At 38.7% G+C, this 16195-nt stretch carries 9 protein-coding genes; 8 read left to right on the top strand and 1 reads right to left on the bottom strand.

Translation table 11 applies throughout. The features are described from left to right. Positions 1 to 113 precede the first annotated feature (113 nt). The 4 genes from ACIQLB_RS19190 (at position 114) to lpdA (ending at position 6554) form a co-directional block, all read left to right on the top strand. Positions 114 to 917, top strand: a complete 804-nt coding sequence (locus ACIQLB_RS19190) for an MIP/aquaporin family protein (RefSeq protein ID WP_400729364.1) — start codon at positions 114 to 116, stop codon at positions 915 to 917. Between the two features lie 27 nt (positions 918 to 944). After that, positions 945 to 2441, top strand: a complete 1497-nt coding sequence (glpK, locus tag ACIQLB_RS19185) for a glycerol kinase GlpK (protein ID WP_400729362.1) — start codon at positions 945 to 947, stop codon at positions 2439 to 2441. 286 nt (positions 2442 to 2727) lie between these two features. Then, positions 2728 to 4821, top strand: a complete 2094-nt coding sequence (locus tag ACIQLB_RS19180; RefSeq protein WP_400729359.1) for a catalase — start codon at positions 2728 to 2730, stop codon at positions 4819 to 4821. A 395-nt stretch (positions 4822 to 5216) separates the two neighbouring features. Next, complete coding sequence (gene lpdA / locus ACIQLB_RS19175; RefSeq protein WP_400729356.1) at positions 5217 to 6554, top strand: dihydrolipoyl dehydrogenase; 1338 nt, start codon at positions 5217 to 5219, stop codon at positions 6552 to 6554. Between the two features lie 116 nt (positions 6555 to 6670). On the opposite strand, the gene ACIQLB_RS19170 is transcribed toward lpdA, so the two are convergent. Continuing rightward, positions 6671 to 6826 (bottom strand): hypothetical protein, encoded by a 156-nt coding sequence (locus ACIQLB_RS19170; RefSeq protein WP_400729354.1) that lies wholly within the window; start codon positions 6824 to 6826, stop codon positions 6671 to 6673. 207 nt (positions 6827 to 7033) lie between these two features. On the opposite strand from ACIQLB_RS19170, the gene ACIQLB_RS19165 reads away from it, so the two are divergent. The 4 genes from ACIQLB_RS19165 (at position 7034) to ACIQLB_RS19150 (ending at position 16195) form a co-directional block, all read left to right on the top strand. Next, positions 7034 to 8422 carry an aldehyde dehydrogenase gene (locus ACIQLB_RS19165; protein ID WP_400729351.1) on the top strand — a complete coding sequence of 463 codons (1389 nt, stop codon included), beginning with the start codon at positions 7034 to 7036 and terminating at the stop codon, positions 8420 to 8422. Between the two features lie 465 nt (positions 8423 to 8887). Then, positions 8888 to 10354: a UDP-N-acetylmuramoyl-L-alanyl-D-glutamate--2,6-diaminopimelate ligase gene (locus tag ACIQLB_RS19160; protein WP_400729348.1), complete on the top strand. Its 1467-nt coding sequence runs from the start codon at positions 8888 to 8890 to the stop codon at positions 10352 to 10354. A 249-nt stretch (positions 10355 to 10603) separates the two neighbouring features. Beyond that, a complete protein-coding gene (locus tag ACIQLB_RS19155; RefSeq protein ID WP_400729345.1) occupies positions 10604 to 12181 on the top strand; it encodes a peptide chain release factor 3 in 1578 nt (525 codons plus the stop codon). Positions 12182 to 13141: 960 nt separating this feature from the next. Further along, positions 13142 to 16195: an efflux RND transporter permease subunit gene (locus tag ACIQLB_RS19150; RefSeq protein ID WP_400729343.1), complete on the top strand. Its 3054-nt coding sequence runs from the start codon at positions 13142 to 13144 to the stop codon at positions 16193 to 16195.

Below are 16195 nucleotides of genomic sequence, written 5' to 3'. Positions count from 1 at the left end.
GCGTGGTTAGGAAAAGGAACCCACATTTATTCATCTGCATTACAACATGCAGTTTGTTTAAGTGTGGGTTTATTTTTTTACTAAGTGCACTATTACAAAGGGGGGCTTTTTGTATGTCAACATTTACAGCTGAACTTGTCGGCACGATGATTCTTATTTTATTCGGTGGTGGCGTTGTTGCAGGTGTATCACTGCACAAATCGAAAGGTTTTGGCGGTGGATGGGTAGTGATTACATTCGCTTGGGGTCTAGCTGTGGCGATGGCTGCATATGCTGTTGGTGGTATTAGTGGGGCTCATTTAAATCCTGCTTTAACGATCGCGCTTGCTACAATCGGTAATTTCCCGTGGGAAGACGTACCTACTTACATTGCTGCACAATTGATTGGTGCATTTTTAGGTGGGGTACTCGTTTATTTTATGTATTTACCACATTGGAAAGGTACGAAAGATCCGGAAGCGAAACTGGCTGTATTTTCTACGATGCCTGCTATTAAACATCCATTATCAAATTTAATCTCAGAAATGATTGGTACATTTATACTTGTTTTAGGTATTCTAGCATTAGGAACAAATACAATTACGGATGGTTTAAATCCTTTTCTAGTTGGTATGCTAATTGTAGTCATTGGGATGGCATTAGGGGGTCCTACTGGTTATGCAATTAACCCTGCTCGTGACCTAGGCCCACGTATAGCTCACTTTTTCTTACCAATCCCAGGTAAACGTGACTCAGGGTGGTCATATGCATGGATTCCAGTTGTAGGTCCAATTATCGGTGGTACATTCGGTGCCCTATTTTTCCAACAAATTTTTGAGGGGAAAAATAGTATCGCATTTTGGGTGTTTGCTATTATCGTAGTTATTATTTTCATCAGTGCTCAAATGACAGTGAAAAATGTTAAAAGTGAAGAGTAATTAAAAAATTATTTGGAGGTATGACCGATGTCAGAAAAAAAATATATTTTAGCTTTGGACCAAGGTACAACAAGCTCACGTGCTATTTTGTTTGATGAAAAAGGGAGCATTCTCCACGTTGCACAACAAGAATTCCCGCAATATTTCCCACAATCCGGATGGGTTGAACATCACGCAGAAGAAATTTGGTCTTCCATTCTTTCTTGTATCGCTACAGTGCTTTCTGCAAAAAATATTGAATCAAATCAAATTGCTGGGATCGGTATTACAAACCAACGCGAAACAACTGTTGTTTGGGATAAACATTCAGGGAAACCAATTTATAATGCGATTGTATGGCAATCACGCCAAACGAACGCTATTTGTGAGGAATTGAAAGAAAACGGTTACAATGATTTATTCCGTGATAAAACAGGTTTATTAATCGATGCATACTTCTCAGGTACAAAAGTAAAATGGATTTTAGACAATGTTGAAGGTGCTCGTGAAAAAGCAGAAGCAGGCGATTTATTATTCGGTACAATTGATACGTGGTTAATATGGAAGTTAACAGGTGGTAAAGTCCATGTTACAGATTATTCAAATGCTTCTCGTACGTTAATGTACAATATTTATGATTTAAAATGGGATGAAGAAATATTAGACATTTTAGGCGTTCCTGCTTCTATGCTTCCTGAAGTTCGCCCATCTTCAGAAGTGTATGGATATACGGAGGAAGCTCTGTTCTTTGGTTCTGCTGTTCCTATTGCAGGGGCTGCAGGTGATCAACAAGCTGCTCTATTCGGTCAGGCTTGTTTCGAAGAAGGTATGGTTAAAAACACTTACGGTACGGGCTGCTTTATGTTAATGAATACTGGTGAAAAGGCAGTAAAATCAGAGAACGGTTTATTAACAACGCTTGCTTGGGGCTTAAATGGCAAGGTGACTTACGCTTTAGAAGGAAGCATTTTCGTAGCTGGCTCTGCTATTCAATGGTTACGCGACGGCTTACGAATGTTCCGTTCTGCTTCTGAATCTGAGCAATATGCTGCACGTGTAGAGTCGACTGATGGTGTTTATGTAGTTCCTGCATTCGTTGGTCTAGGGACACCTTATTGGGATTCTGATGTACGTGGAGCAGTATTCGGTTTAACTCGCGGTACTTCTAAAGAACATTTTGTACGTGCAACACTAGAATCGTTAGCGTATCAAACAAAAGACGTACTTGGTGCAATGGAAGCGGATGCCAATATTCCACTAGCGAAATTACGTGTAGATGGTGGTGCTGTTGCAAACAGTTTCTTAATGCAATTCCAATCAGATTTATTAAACGTTCCTGTTGATCGTCCAGTCATAAACGAAACAACAGCTTTAGGTGCTGCGTATTTAGCAGGTTTAGCAGTTGGCTTCTGGAAAACAACTGATGAAATTAGTGAGTATTGGAATTTAGATCGTCAATTCACACCTAATATGGATGACTCACATCGTGAAGAACTTTATACAGGCTGGAAAAAAGCTGTGGCAGCTGCTCAAGCATTTAAATAATAGTAGTAAATAGTTAAAGATAGCTGAATAATGATGAAAATACCTTGATAGGCAAATTTGAAGCGGATCCCGGTTGTTAGAACAAAAATCTAACTTTGGGGGCACTTCAGTTGCCAATCAAGGTTTTGTTTTGAGTAAATGAATTCTTTATTTGCCTGCTATTACAATACTGACTTTACGCCACTTTTTGTCGCCTATTGAGAAAAAATTGATATTGGATTACGTCCTATATCAATGCCTCGAATCATGTTTATTCCAGACAAACATATAGTGTATATTGAGAATTATGAGTATTGGAACGAAAGGGGATTGCGTGGATAACTCTAAGTCGAATCAGCGCAAAAGTTTAGACGAGAATACGAAGGATCAGCAGTTAGAGCAGTTTCGTGTCGATAATGAAGGAAAAAAGATGACGACGAATCAGGGGCTAAAAGTTTCGAATGATGAGGATTCGTTGAAGGCTGGACTTCGTGGGCCAACTATTATGGAGGATTTTCACTTTCGAGAAAAACTAACGCATTTTGATCATGAACGTATTCCAGAGCGTGTTGTGCATGCGAGGGGCTTTGCAGCACATGGAGAATTTGAGCTGTATGAATCGATGGGGGACTATACTAAAGCAAGCTTTTTACAGGATCCTAATAAGAAAACACCTGTATTTGTCAGATTTTCAACTGTAGTTGGAAGCTTAGGTTCGATGGATACTGCACGTGATGTTCGTGGCTTTGCGACGAAATTTTACACGGATGAAGGCAATTATGATTTAGTTGGTAATAATATACCTGTTTTTTTTATTCAGGATGCCATTAAGTTTCCTGATTTAATTCACGCGGTAAAGCCTGAACCCCACAATGAAATGCCACAAGCAGCCTCAGCTCACGATACGTTTTGGGATTTTGTAGCGAACAATCAGGAAATTGCGCATATGATAATGTGGCATATGTCTGATCGTGCAATACCTAGAAGTTTTCGAATGATGGAAGGCTTCGGTGTTCATGCTTTTCGTTTCGTCAATGATAAAGGAAAATCGAGGTTTGTAAAATTTCATTGGAAGCCTGTGTTAGGGGTTCATTCACTCATTTGGGATGAAGCACAAATTATTGCTGGAAAGGATCCAGATTTTCAGCGACGTGATTTATGGGAATCCATTGAGATAGGTGATTACCCTGAATATGAGCTTGGTGTACAAATGCTTGAGCCAGAGGACGAATTTAAATTTGATTTTGATATTCTGGATGCAACAAAGCTGTGGCCTGAAGAGATAGTGCCAGTTAAAAAGATTGGGAAAATGACCTTGAATCGTAATGTGGATAATGTTTTCGCTGAAACAGAGCAAGTCGCCTTCCACCCTGGAAATGTTGTACCAGGCATAGATTTTACAAATGATCCACTTTTGCAGGGGAGGCTATTTTCTTATTTAGATACACAGCTAATACGTCTAGGGGGACCAAACTTTTCTGAAATCCCGATTAACCGACCAGTTTGTCCATTTCATAACAATCAGCGTAATGGCTTTAGTCGTCAAACTATTAATGTAGGAAAAGTGAGTTATCATAAAAATTCCTTGGCCAATAATACACCATCAACATCAACGGCAAGGGAAGGTGGCTTTGTCCATTATGAAGAAAAGGTTGAAGGACGCATCACACGAGCACGTAGTAAATCGTTTGATAATCATTTTTCACAGGCAAGGCTGTTTTGGAATAGTATGTCACCCCCCGAAAAACAGCATATCATTGATGCCTTTAGTTTTGAGGTAGGAAAGGTGAAAAGTAAGTCAGTTCGCCAACAAGTTGTCGATATGTTTGTCCGTGTTGATAAAGCAATGGCAACGACTGTGGCCGATAATGTTGGTGTTAATCGTCCAAAAGGTGAGCAAATAAATGTCACGTTATCATCACCTGCACTTAGCCAGGCTAATACAATAAATATGCCACAAACACTTAAGGTAGGCGTGCTAATAGGTGATGGATTTGATGCAAATGAAGTTGGAGAAATACTGAAGTATTTAACGAGACAGGGTGTTCGATACAGTATTATTTCTGACAGATTAGGGGTTGTTACAAGTAGTGATGGCGTTCAGTTAACAGCAAGTGACACATTTATTACTACAGATGCGGTACTATTTGATTCATTATATGTTGTAGGCGTAAAAGCAAGCAATCAGGCAAGGTTTAATTCGCATATTGTAAATTATATCAATGAAGCGTATAGACATTACAAACCGATTGGCATAGCTACATCTGGAACGATATTTTTTAATATGTCCAATGCCAATGTAGGGCCAGGAATTGTGTTGGCAACTGGCGACAAAGATTTCGCTAAAAAATTTGTAAAAGCAATTGCTCAACAACGTTTTTGGGAACGGAATATTTATTAACTTTACGTTGATTTCGCGTAAAGGATAATACATGCGAGCAGAGTGAATACTCGCGGGAAACGGGAGATTACCCGCGGAGCAGAGCAAAATACCCGCGGAAGCAAAGCGAATACCCGCGAAAGAGAAGCGGTACCCTTTCCAGACACTTTACATTTTATTTGAAATACCGAATCCGTACTGTAAAAATGCTTATTTCAAGTATCTAACATAAAAAATAATGTTCCTCATTGTTCAAAATGAATAGTGAGGGACATTTTCGCTTATTGTACCTTAAATTCTATTGTTGCTGATGGTTTGTATTCTTGGAGTAGACAAAGGATTTCTGAATTCACTGTATCCCCATTACATTGCATTCAAATTTTGTAAATGCTATGGTGGTAAATGAGGTGAATTTTGTGGAAAATTTTGATATTGCAATTATTGGCGCAGGTCCTGGGGGCTATGTAGCAGCCATTCATGCAGCAAAAAGTGGCAAGAAGGTCGCTTTAGTAGAGCGTGATAAAGTAGGAGGGGCCTGCTATAATGTCGGCTGTATTCCTTCGAAAATTTTGTTGGAGCATAGTAAGCTCATTCAAGAAATACAACGTAGTAATGACTGGGGCATTGAAACTCCTACAGTCAATGTGAATTTCGCACGATTGATGAAACGTAAGGATGCTATTATTGACGAGCTTTTAACGAATATTGAGGGCTATATTTTGAGCAATCAAATTACCTTTTATCGAGGAGAAGCGGCAGTATCTAATGATTTAACTGTAACAGTTGGTAGTGAGACCTTTACAGCAACGGATATCATTTTAGCAACCGGGAGTAAACCATTTGTACCACCTTTTAAAGGTTTAGAGACGTCTTCCTATTATACAACGGATACATTTTTCGATATGAAAGAGCTACCAAAGCAGTTAACAATTATCGGTGGTGGCGTTATTGCAGTAGAGATGGCATTTAGTTTAGCACCACTTGGAACGAAGGTGACAGTGCTGAATCATAGTGAAGATATTTTACAGACAGAAGAGCCAGATGCACGACCACTTATTCGTGAAAAGATGAAAAAGCTTGATATTGAGCTTGTGACAGATTTCCAATTTGAGCATTTTAATGGCAATGAAATTTATACATCTAAAGGCATTTATACATATGAAAATCTTCTATTTGCAACAGGTCGACGCCCGAATACAGAAATAGCTCAGCAGCTTGGTCTAACCTTCGATGGTCGATTGATTGCTGTCAATGAGCATCTTGAAACAAGTCAGCCACACATTTATGCTATCGGTGACTTAGTTGGTGGTTACCAGCTAGCTCATTCAGCGAGTGCAGAAGGAATTCATGCTGTGGACCATATTTTAGGGAATAAGCCGGCACTAATTGATCAAACTTTGATACCTCGCTGTGTTTATACACATCCTGAAATTGCGACATTTGGTTTACTGGAAGGGCAGGTTACAGAACCTTATACGGTTACTCAAATGCCTTTACATACAAACCCTAAAGCATTAATGGAAGAAAATACAGTGGGCTTCATAAAGCTTATTGCGACGAAAAAGGAAGGACGTATTTTAGGGGCTTGTGTTGTTGCTGATGGGGCAACAGAGATGTTAAATGCTATTTTAGCTACTAAAAATGCTGGTGGTACTGCCCACACTCTCGCAAATATGATTTTCCCACATCCTACAGTATCAGAGCATATTGGGGATGCTGCAAAAGCTATTTTTGACAAAGCAATTCACCAATAATGGTCTCAAAACTACATTTTTCAGTGGAAGGTTATTAGTAAACTGAAAATTCCATTTCAGTATGAAGTACAACAAATAGCGCATTATAGGAAATAACCTCCTATAACGCGCTATTTTTAATTAGCTTCAGGTTCTTCTGTTTGCTCGACCGGTATTGTAGAGAGATATAAGAAAGCCTCATCTTTCAATAGCAATAATTTTTCTTCACAAATACCGTGTGCTAATGGTCCAGAAAAAATAGACTCCCACCAAGTTCCTGTTGTTGTTGCCATTCATCTACGCCCCCATTTCAATTTTCAATATGTAGTTGTAAATTTCCCGAAATCACAAAACCATCAACAATTCTAACTTTATTCTTTACGCATCCCACTCATATAAGAGGAATTTTGGTTGTCAATGTTGTATCGTATAGACAAAGATAGTTTGTTTCGAAATGAAAAAACTATGTATGCCATTTTAAAAAAAGGGGTGCTTTTATTATGAACTTTACGACACAAGATGTAGAAAATATGATTACAGAACAACGTCAATTTTATTTTTCACGAGCAACGAAGAGTACAAAGTTTCGAAAAGAGCAATTAATAAAACTGAAGAAAATGATTTTAAAATATGAAAAAGAAATTTTGAATGCTCTATATTTAGATTTACGAAAGAGTGAGTTTGAGGCATATGCAACAGAAGTCGGCATTGTTTTAGATAGTATTTCTTATATGGTAAAGCATATTGAAGAATGGATGAAACCTGAAGCTGTAAAAACACCGATTCAATACCAGATGGGAAAAAGCTTTATTGTAAGAGAGCCGTATGGCGTAACATTAATCATTGGTCCATTCAATTATCCATTCCAGCTTGTAATGGAGCCATTAATCGGTGCAATTGTTGGTGGTAATACGGCTATTGTAAAACCGTCAGAAACATCTGTGCATACAGCAGCAATCGTTAAGAAAATAATTGAAGAAACATTTAATCCCTCCTATGTGCGTGTTGTGGAGGGGGAAAAAGAAGAAGTGACGGCACTTATTCATGCGTCCTTTGACTATATATTTTTTACAGGGAGTGTGGCAGTCGGAAAAGTTGTTGCAAAGGCAGCGGCGGAACGCCTAACACCAATTGCCCTAGAACTTGGTGGGAAAAGTCCCGCAATTGTTGATCAAACAGCCAATTTAGAAGTAGCAGCGAAAAGAATCGCTTGGGGTAAATTCACAAATACTGGTCAAACCTGTGTGGCACCAGATTATGTCCTTGTCCATAAAGATGTCTATGACCGATTTATGAAAATATTGAAAGCAACGATTCGTTCCTTCTATGGTAAAAACGCATTAAAAAGCCCTGACTACGGCCGTATTGTGAATTTAAGACAATTTGATCGCTTGCAGCAAATTATCGTGGAAGAACGTGATGCCATTACATTTGGTGGTAGAACAGATCGCGATGATTTGTATATTGAGCCTACAATTATTGGATATGTGAAATGGTCAAGTCCTTCGATGCAGGATGAACTATTTGGTCCGATTTTACCTGTGATGATGTATGATGATTTACCGCTGGCCATTCACCAAATTCGTCAGTTACCAAAGCCTTTAGCGGCTTATTTTTTCTCAGAGCATGAAAAAGCTACCCAGTACTTTTTAGAGGAATTACCATTTGGTGGAGGATGTATAAATGATACGATTACACATGTAGGAAATTTACATTTGCCATTTGGCGGTGTCGGACCATCAGGGGTAAAAGCATACCACGGGAAGGCAAGCTTTGAAAACTTTACCCATCCAAAATCTATCTTAAAAAAATCATCGAAGTTAGAGACGAATGTTCTCTTTCCCCCATATAAACAAAAAGTTAAGCTTGTACGAACTATTATGAAATAGTAAAAATGAGGCGTCGGATCACTAAAGGTCCTTGACGCTTCACTTTTTTAGTAGTCACATTAACCAAGCTCTCCAAATATAACTTCCAACATATATGAATCAATAACGATTGTCGATAAATGTTGATTTTTGATAAGTCAGGTTATTTTGAGCTCTCGGATTAAAAATTGGAGATGCCATTTATATAAGCTGATTTCCGTTCCGGCTGGACGCCCCTGGAAAGCGCCCAGCCGGAGCGGAAATCAACCACACGTTATAGTGATGAGCCAAATTTTGGTGAAATATTAAAGATATATTAAAATGATAGCGTTTTCATTAAAAAAACGTTCTTACAGGGATTTTATTTATGGGCGAATAAGTAGTAAAATATATTCAATACAATGTGGGGGTATTCATCTTGTCATTTTTTGTCGAATAAACAACAAATGATGAAATGAATGTAGAGATTGATTGGAGGACTATGAAATGTATGCAGAGGAATTGTTGAATGCATTACCTTTGAAAAAAATAATTGGAGTGCTACCTGACCAAGTAAGTGATATTGTAATTGATTCACGAAGTGTACAACCAAATAGTATGTTTGTTTGTATAAACGGTTATACAGTAGATGGTCATGACTATGCACAAAAAGCTGTTGAAGGTGGCGCAACAATTGTTGTGACGGAACGAAGATTACCATTAGGAGAAAACATTGCACAGGTCATTGTGAAAGATACGGATCGAGCAGTTGGCTTGTTAGCTGCAAAGTTTTTTGACTATCCATCGAAAGATATGACAATGATTGGCGTAACAGGGACAAATGGAAAAACATCTGTAACAGGTATTATTCAAAATATAATGCATGGTATGGGTGAGAAATCTGCACTAACAGGAACAATCGGCTTTAATTTAAATGGTATATTATATGAATCAGCAAATACTACGAGCGATGCATTATCGACTCAACAAATGATATTCCGTGCAAAAATGGAAGGCTGCCGATTAATGACTATGGAAGTATCTTCACACGGTTTAGCACTTGGACGTCTAGCTGGCGTAGAGTATGATGTAGCTATTTTTACAAATCTTACACATGATCATCTTGATTTCCATGGAACGATGGAGGAATATGGCCATGCGAAGGGCTTATTATTCTCTCAACTTGGACAAGACTTAGAAAAGAATAAATGTGTAGTGTTAAATGCTGATGATGCTTGGTCAGAGCGCTATGCAGCGATGACACCATTTCCAGTATGGACATATGGTTTAAAAAATGAAGCAGCTGATTTCCGAGCTATTAACTGTGAGTATCATGATTTCATGACTTCTTTTGACGTTGATATGCCAGAGGGAATATACCATGTGAAAATGCATTTACTCGGGGAATTTAATATATATAATGTGCTTTCTGCTATGGTTGCTTTTTATGGCCGTGGCTATTCAATGGAAACAATCATTGAGCAAATTGAGCAATTACCACCAGTGAAAGGACGCATGGAGAAGGTTTGCTCAGATTTACCTGTGCAGATTTTTATTGATTATGCACATACACCTGACGCAATTGAAAAGGCGATTTCTTCAGCTCAACCATATAAAAAAGGCAAGCTTATTTTCCTAGTCGGTACAGGTGGCAATCGTGATAAATCGAAACGTCCGGCAATGGCAGAAAAGGCATCAGCCGCTGATTACGTAATTTTAACGACAGATGACCCACGCTATGAAGATTACGATAGTATTACAGGTGATCTTGCCAAAGGGATGCTACATGAAAATTATGCATGTATAGGAGATCGTGCTGAGGCAGTACGTCATGCGATTGAGATTGCTGAACCAGGGGATATGATTATTTTTGCTGGTAAAGGACATGAAGATTATCAAATTATTGAGAATACTAAACATCCGCATAGTGATGCAGATATTGCAATAGAGGCTGGCCGTCTAAAATTTGTATAATATATGATCTCCAATTAGGAAGTTAGAGCGTACTTGATAGTGTGAGCGTAATGCATGAAATAATGCGCAAGTTCACCATACTTAGAGAACCCTTTTAGTTAGTACTAAAGGGTTTTCTTTTTGGGTACTTTTAACGGGAAGGTGAATTGTGCCTCACCACTTCTTTTTTGGGGAAATCATGTAAAAAGGTTGTAAGAAGGGCAAGTCTTCTTTTATTATTATTAAGTATGAAAAAAGGAGAATGACGAGATGAATTCAAATTTAGAAAAAGATATATTATCGCGTCGAACTTTTGCCATTATCAGTCACCCTGATGCTGGGAAAACGACGATTACAGAAAAGCTTTTACTATTTGGTGGTGCCATTCGTGATGCCGGTACGGTAAAAGGAAAGAAATCAGGTAAATTTGCAACATCTGACTGGATGGAAATTGAAAAGCAACGTGGGATTTCTGTAACTTCTTCAGTTATGCAATTCGATTATAGCGGCTCACGTGTCAATATTTTGGATACTCCAGGTCACCAAGATTTCTCGGAGGATACGTATCGTACATTAATGGCGGTGGATAGTGCTGTCATGGTCGTAGATGCTGCCAAAGGTATTGAAGCACAAACTTTAAAGCTATTCAAAGTTTGTAAAATGCGTGGCATTCCAATTTTTACCTTTATCAATAAACTAGACCGCCAAGGGAAGGAGCCACTTGAGCTGATTGAAGAGCTTGAGGAGGTACTTGGCATTAACGCTTACCCAATGAACTGGCCAATCGGTATGGGTAAAGAGTTTCTAGGTATTTACGATCGTTATAATAAACGTATCGAGCAATTCCGTACTGATGAAGAAGAACGTTTCTTACCAATTGATGATAATGGGGAACTTGCAGTCGAGCATCCTATGAAGGTGACTTCATATTATTCACAAGCAATGGATGACATAATGTTGCTCGACGAAGCGGGTAATGAATATTCTGAAGAAAAAATTCGTCGTGGTGAATTAACACCTGTTTTCTTTGGTTCTGCCTTAACAAATTTTGGTGTGCAAACGTTCCTGGAAACATATTTACAATTTGCACCGACACCACAGCCTCGAATTACTGAGGATGAACTATTTATTGATCCAGTTGAGCATGGGGAATTTTCGGGCTTCATTTTCAAAATTCAAGCCAACATGAATCCTGCACACCGTGACCGTATTGCCTTTGTACGTATCGTATCGGGTAAATTTGAACGTGGCATGAACATGACTTTATCTCGTACAGGTAAATCATTCAAAGTGACACAATCTACACAATTCCTAGCTGACGACCGTGAAACAGTAGATGAAGCAGTTGCTGGTGATATTATCGGTTTATATGACACAGGTACTTATCAGATTGGTGATACAGTTGTAGGTGGTAAAAAGACATTCCAATTTGAAAAACTGCCACAGTTCACTCCAGAGCTATTTGTTCGTGTAACTGCGAAAAATGTTATGAAATCTAAGCAATTCCATAAAGGGATTTTACAATTAGTGCAAGAAGGCGCCATTCAATATTATAAAACGTTGCATACAGAAGAAGTTATTCTTGGAGCAGTTGGTCAATTACAATTTGAAGTTTTTGAGCATCGTATGAAAAACGAATATAATGTTGAAGTGAGAATGGAGCCAATTGGTTCGAAAATTGCAAGATGGATTGAAAACGAAGAAGATGTTAAAGAATCGATGTCTTCAGGTCGTTCCATGCTTGTAAAAGACCGTTTTGATAATCTTGTTTTCCTATTTGAAAATGAGTTTGCTATGCGTTGGTTCGCTGATAAAAACGAAAACATTAAACTGTATAGCCTTTTATAATAAAAACAAAGTTGTCAGGAGGATTTCCGTTCCAGGCTACTCGCTTTCCTGTGGGCGAGCGTTGTGACAACGCCTTCGTGACCAACATCGTGTTGGCCTCAGGGTCTCGTCTGTCTCGCTTTCCCACGGGAGTCGAGTAGCCTTCCACTCCAATCAGCAATAGCGTAGAACTTTTATAAAATAAAATATGTGCATTGCAAAAGTGAACGCAGTGGTTACTCATCAGAATGGACTTATAACAGTTAAGCCAATTGTATATCTGTTATTGCCACTGCTTCGTTTTGCCAAAGAGCCATACTTTTTTATATGACACCTTATTTTCATGAAAAAACACGAATCGACATGTTGCGATTCGTGTTTTTTTACAAGGAAAATTGGAGCTATATGTAGAATATATACAGTACTAGGGAATATAAGATTCGGCACCATAACGTGAGGTTGATTTCCGTTCCGACTGGGCGCTTTGTTGCTGACGCTTCGCTTTCGCATAGATAAAACATTTGTTGCTGACGCTTCGCTTTCGCATAGATAAAACATTTGTCGCTGACGCTTCGCATTCGCACAGAGCAAAGCTTCCTGGTGGCGTCCGATGAGCCGCTTTTGTTGTTGCTGTCGCTACGCTTTCGCACAGATAAAACATTTGCTGCCGCTACGTTAGCACTACGCTTTCGCACAGAAAACATCCGCTACGCTGCAGGGTCTCGGGCCAACACGATGTTGGTCACGAAGGCGTTATCACAGGACGTGATGGTTTTAGCCTTCGTTCCTCTATTGCTAATCCCCAAGGAGTCGCCCAGTCTCCACTCCAATCAACTTATATATGGTATACGTTTTAATAAATTGCATCTCCTAATTTTGGTGATGAGCTATATAAAACAAGGGGCAGTTACCAAATTTATAAAATAATCTCCTTTTCGGGTATTATAGAAGGGAAGAGATAGAAAAGGAGCTTGCAAAAAAATGAACATTAGTAATTTTTCTATTAAAAGGCCTGTTTTTACAATAGTTACGATGATATTAGTCATTATATTAGGTGGCGTTTCATTATTAAAAATACCTATTACACTTATTCCAGAATTACGTCCACCAATAGGCATCGTTGTTACTTCTTATCCTGGTGCAAGTCCAACAGAGGTTAATGAGAAAATAACGAAGCCATTAGAAACAACGCTCGCCACCTTACCAGGGATAAAAAAACTACAGTCTACCTCTCAAGAAGGATCCAATTTAATTATTCTCGAGTTTGATTGGTCAACTAATATTGAAGATGCTCAGCTCGATATTTTACAACGAATCGATATGACCCCTTTACCGAATGGTGCTGAGAAACCTAGCTTTTTAAAATTTGATCCATCACAATTTCCTATAATACAACTTTCACTACGGGCAGAAAATGACAATGTAGATGTTCGTTTACTGGCGGAAGCCTTGGAAAAAGAACTTCGTCGAACTGCGGGCGTCGCAAGTGTCAATATTTCCGGTAAGCTAGTAGAAGAAGTTCAAATAACTTTAGATGAATCGAAGCTAGTTGAAAAAGAATTAACCCAAGCAGATATTATTCAAATTATTCAATCGAGCAATGTTTCTCTTCCTGGTGAACCGGTGTTAACAGCAGATGGGAAGATGTTAACAACTCGAATTTTAAGCACTTTAAATTCGCCAGAAAGCATTGCTGATTTAATCATTTCAGTAAATCCACTAGATGGTAAAGCATTAACAGTTGGAGAAGTAGCGACTGTTGAGCGCACAGAGCAAAAATCTGTAACTACAACCCGAGCAAATGAGCATCCTGCGGTATTAATGTCTGTGTTACAGGAATCGGGTGCTAATACGGCAGAGGTATCAAAAGCTTTTAAAGAAGCTTTAAATGAATTGTTAACGAAGAAGCAATATCAAGGAATCGTTGCAGACGTGCTAGTGGACCAAGGAAACTACGTGGATTTAGCGATTAATAATATCGGATCCTCTTTACTATTAGGTGGATTATTCGCAATGTTCGTATTATTTGTCTTTCTACGTAGTGTGAAAAGCCCTATTATCATTGGTATTGCAATTCCATATTCAGTTATTGTTACATTTGTTTTAATGTTTTTTGCAAATTTCTCGCTCAATATTATGACATTAGGGGCGTTAGCACTTGGCATCGGTATGCTGGTTGATAATGCTATCGTCGTTATTGAAAACATTGAACGACATTTAGGACTTGGCAAGGACTCGATAGTAGCAGCAAAGGAAGGGACAAAGGAAGTGGCACTTGCGATTACAGCTTCTACTCTCACAACTATTGCAGTATTCATTCCTGTAATGTTTATTGAAGGATTGATAGGGCAAATTTTCACAGAATTTGCTTTAACTATTTCCTTTAGCTTAATTGCTTCGTTAGTCGTTGCGTTAACAGTTGTCCCAATGCTTGCAAGTCGTCTTTTAAAAATGAAATCAACGAATATTTATGAAAAACGTAATGAGTCATCCTTTTACAAGAGCTACAAAACATCAATTATTTGGGTATTGCGTCACCGTATGCTAGTACTAATCTCAACAGTTGTCTGTTTAGTACTTGCATTGTTTGGGCTTATGAAAATTGGCACAGAGTTTTTACCGCCAACCGACGAAGGATTTGCATCCATTAGTGTAAATCTTGAAAAGGGGGTAGCGGTATCAGAAACAGAAAAAGTTGTTGCGAAAATTGAGGAACGCTTGAAACGGGAGAAAGATGTTGACGTATATGTTAGCTTGATTGGTGGTACACAGCAGGCACAAGCACGAGGACAAACAAGTGCAAACCAAGCAGAGCTATATGTAAAGCTTGTCCCTTTAGCAGATAGGGACCGTTCGATTTTTGAATTTGTGGAAGAGGTTGAACGAGATTTGCATGCAGAGCTAGGTGAGCAAGTTGAACTCAACTTCAATGTCTCAACGACAACAGGTTCGTCACCAAATACATTAACGTTTAGGTTAACAGACTCTGATGAGCAAAGACTTCATAGCTCCGTCGATAAAGTACAGCAGGAGCTATTAAAGGAAAAAGCCATCACAAAGGTATCTACGGATTTAGATATCACTGTAAAAGAAATTCAAGTTGAAGTAGACCGAGAAAAGTCGAAGGACTACGGATTTGTACCTGCACAAATTGCTCAAACGGTCAATCAAATGACAAAGGGGCAGCTAACTACACAGATAATGGCAGATGATGGTGCTATATTGCCTGTTTATACAGGCTTTGGACAAGTGTTTAATGATAGTATCGAGTCATTAAAATCGATGCAGCTTCGTTCACCTGCTGGTTTATTTGTAAAGCTAGAGGACATTGCGAATGTTTCTATACAGGAAGGGCCAGTATCGATAAGACGTTCTGATCAGGCGGCTGCGGTTGCATTTTTTGTAGAGTATGAAACGAAGGAATCGCTAGGGGGCATTTCAGCTAAAGTGGACAAAGCATTGGAAAAAGCTGATTTACCAACTGAAACTCAAGTTGTCTTTAGTGGAGATCGTGAGCTTTATGATAGTGCGATTAATGATATGCTTTTAGCAGTTGCATTAGCAATAGTACTTGTATATATCGTGATGGCTGCACAATTTGAATCATTCAAATATCCATTCGTTATCATGTTCACAGTACCATTAATGATTATTGGCGTTGCCATTGCAATGTTTGCTACGAACACGCTAGTTGGTGTGACATCTGTTATAGGGATCTTAGTACTAGTTGGAATTGTCGTGAATAACGGGATTGTCCTTGTCGATTACATTAATCAACAAAAAGCTAGGGGAATGGCGACGTATGATGCGATTTTACTTGCTACACAAGATCGACTGCGACCAATTTTAATGACTGCACTAACAACAATCTTAGGATTGCTGCCACTTGCTCTTGGCATTGGAGAAGGAACAGAGATGAATCAACCGATGGGGATTGTCGTAATCGGAGGACTTGTGACATCAACTTTATTGACCTTATATATTGTACCGATTGTTTATAGCTTAATGGATAAAAAAACTAGGAAGATGCGATAA

It is taken from the genome of Lysinibacillus sp. NPDC092081 (assembly GCF_044755845.1).
Classification (GTDB): domain Bacteria; phylum Bacillota; class Bacilli; order Bacillales_A; family Planococcaceae; genus Lysinibacillus.
The sequence above is the reverse complement of the archived record's forward strand: the minus strand, read 5'-3'. Positions and strand labels throughout refer to the sequence as shown.

Coding starts and splice junctions, on each gene's coding strand:
- ACIQLB_RS19150 (WP_400729343.1), top strand. CDS start 13,142: ATGAACATTAGTAATTTTTCTATTAAAAGGCCTGTTTTTACAATAGTT.
- ACIQLB_RS19160 (WP_400729348.1), top strand. CDS start 8,888: ATGTATGCAGAGGAATTGTTGAATGCATTACCTTTGAAAAAAATAATT.
- ACIQLB_RS19190 (WP_400729364.1), top strand. CDS start 114: ATGTCAACATTTACAGCTGAACTTGTCGGCACGATGATTCTTATTTTA.
- ACIQLB_RS19170 (WP_400729354.1), bottom strand. CDS start 6,826: ATGGCAACAACAACAGGAACTTGGTGGGAGTCTATTTTTTCTGGACCA.
- ACIQLB_RS19155 (WP_400729345.1), top strand. CDS start 10,604: ATGAATTCAAATTTAGAAAAAGATATATTATCGCGTCGAACTTTTGCC.
- ACIQLB_RS19180 (WP_400729359.1), top strand. CDS start 2,728: ATGAGTATTGGAACGAAAGGGGATTGCGTGGATAACTCTAAGTCGAAT.
- glpK (WP_400729362.1), top strand. CDS start 945: ATGTCAGAAAAAAAATATATTTTAGCTTTGGACCAAGGTACAACAAGC.
- ACIQLB_RS19165 (WP_400729351.1), top strand. CDS start 7,034: ATGAACTTTACGACACAAGATGTAGAAAATATGATTACAGAACAACGT.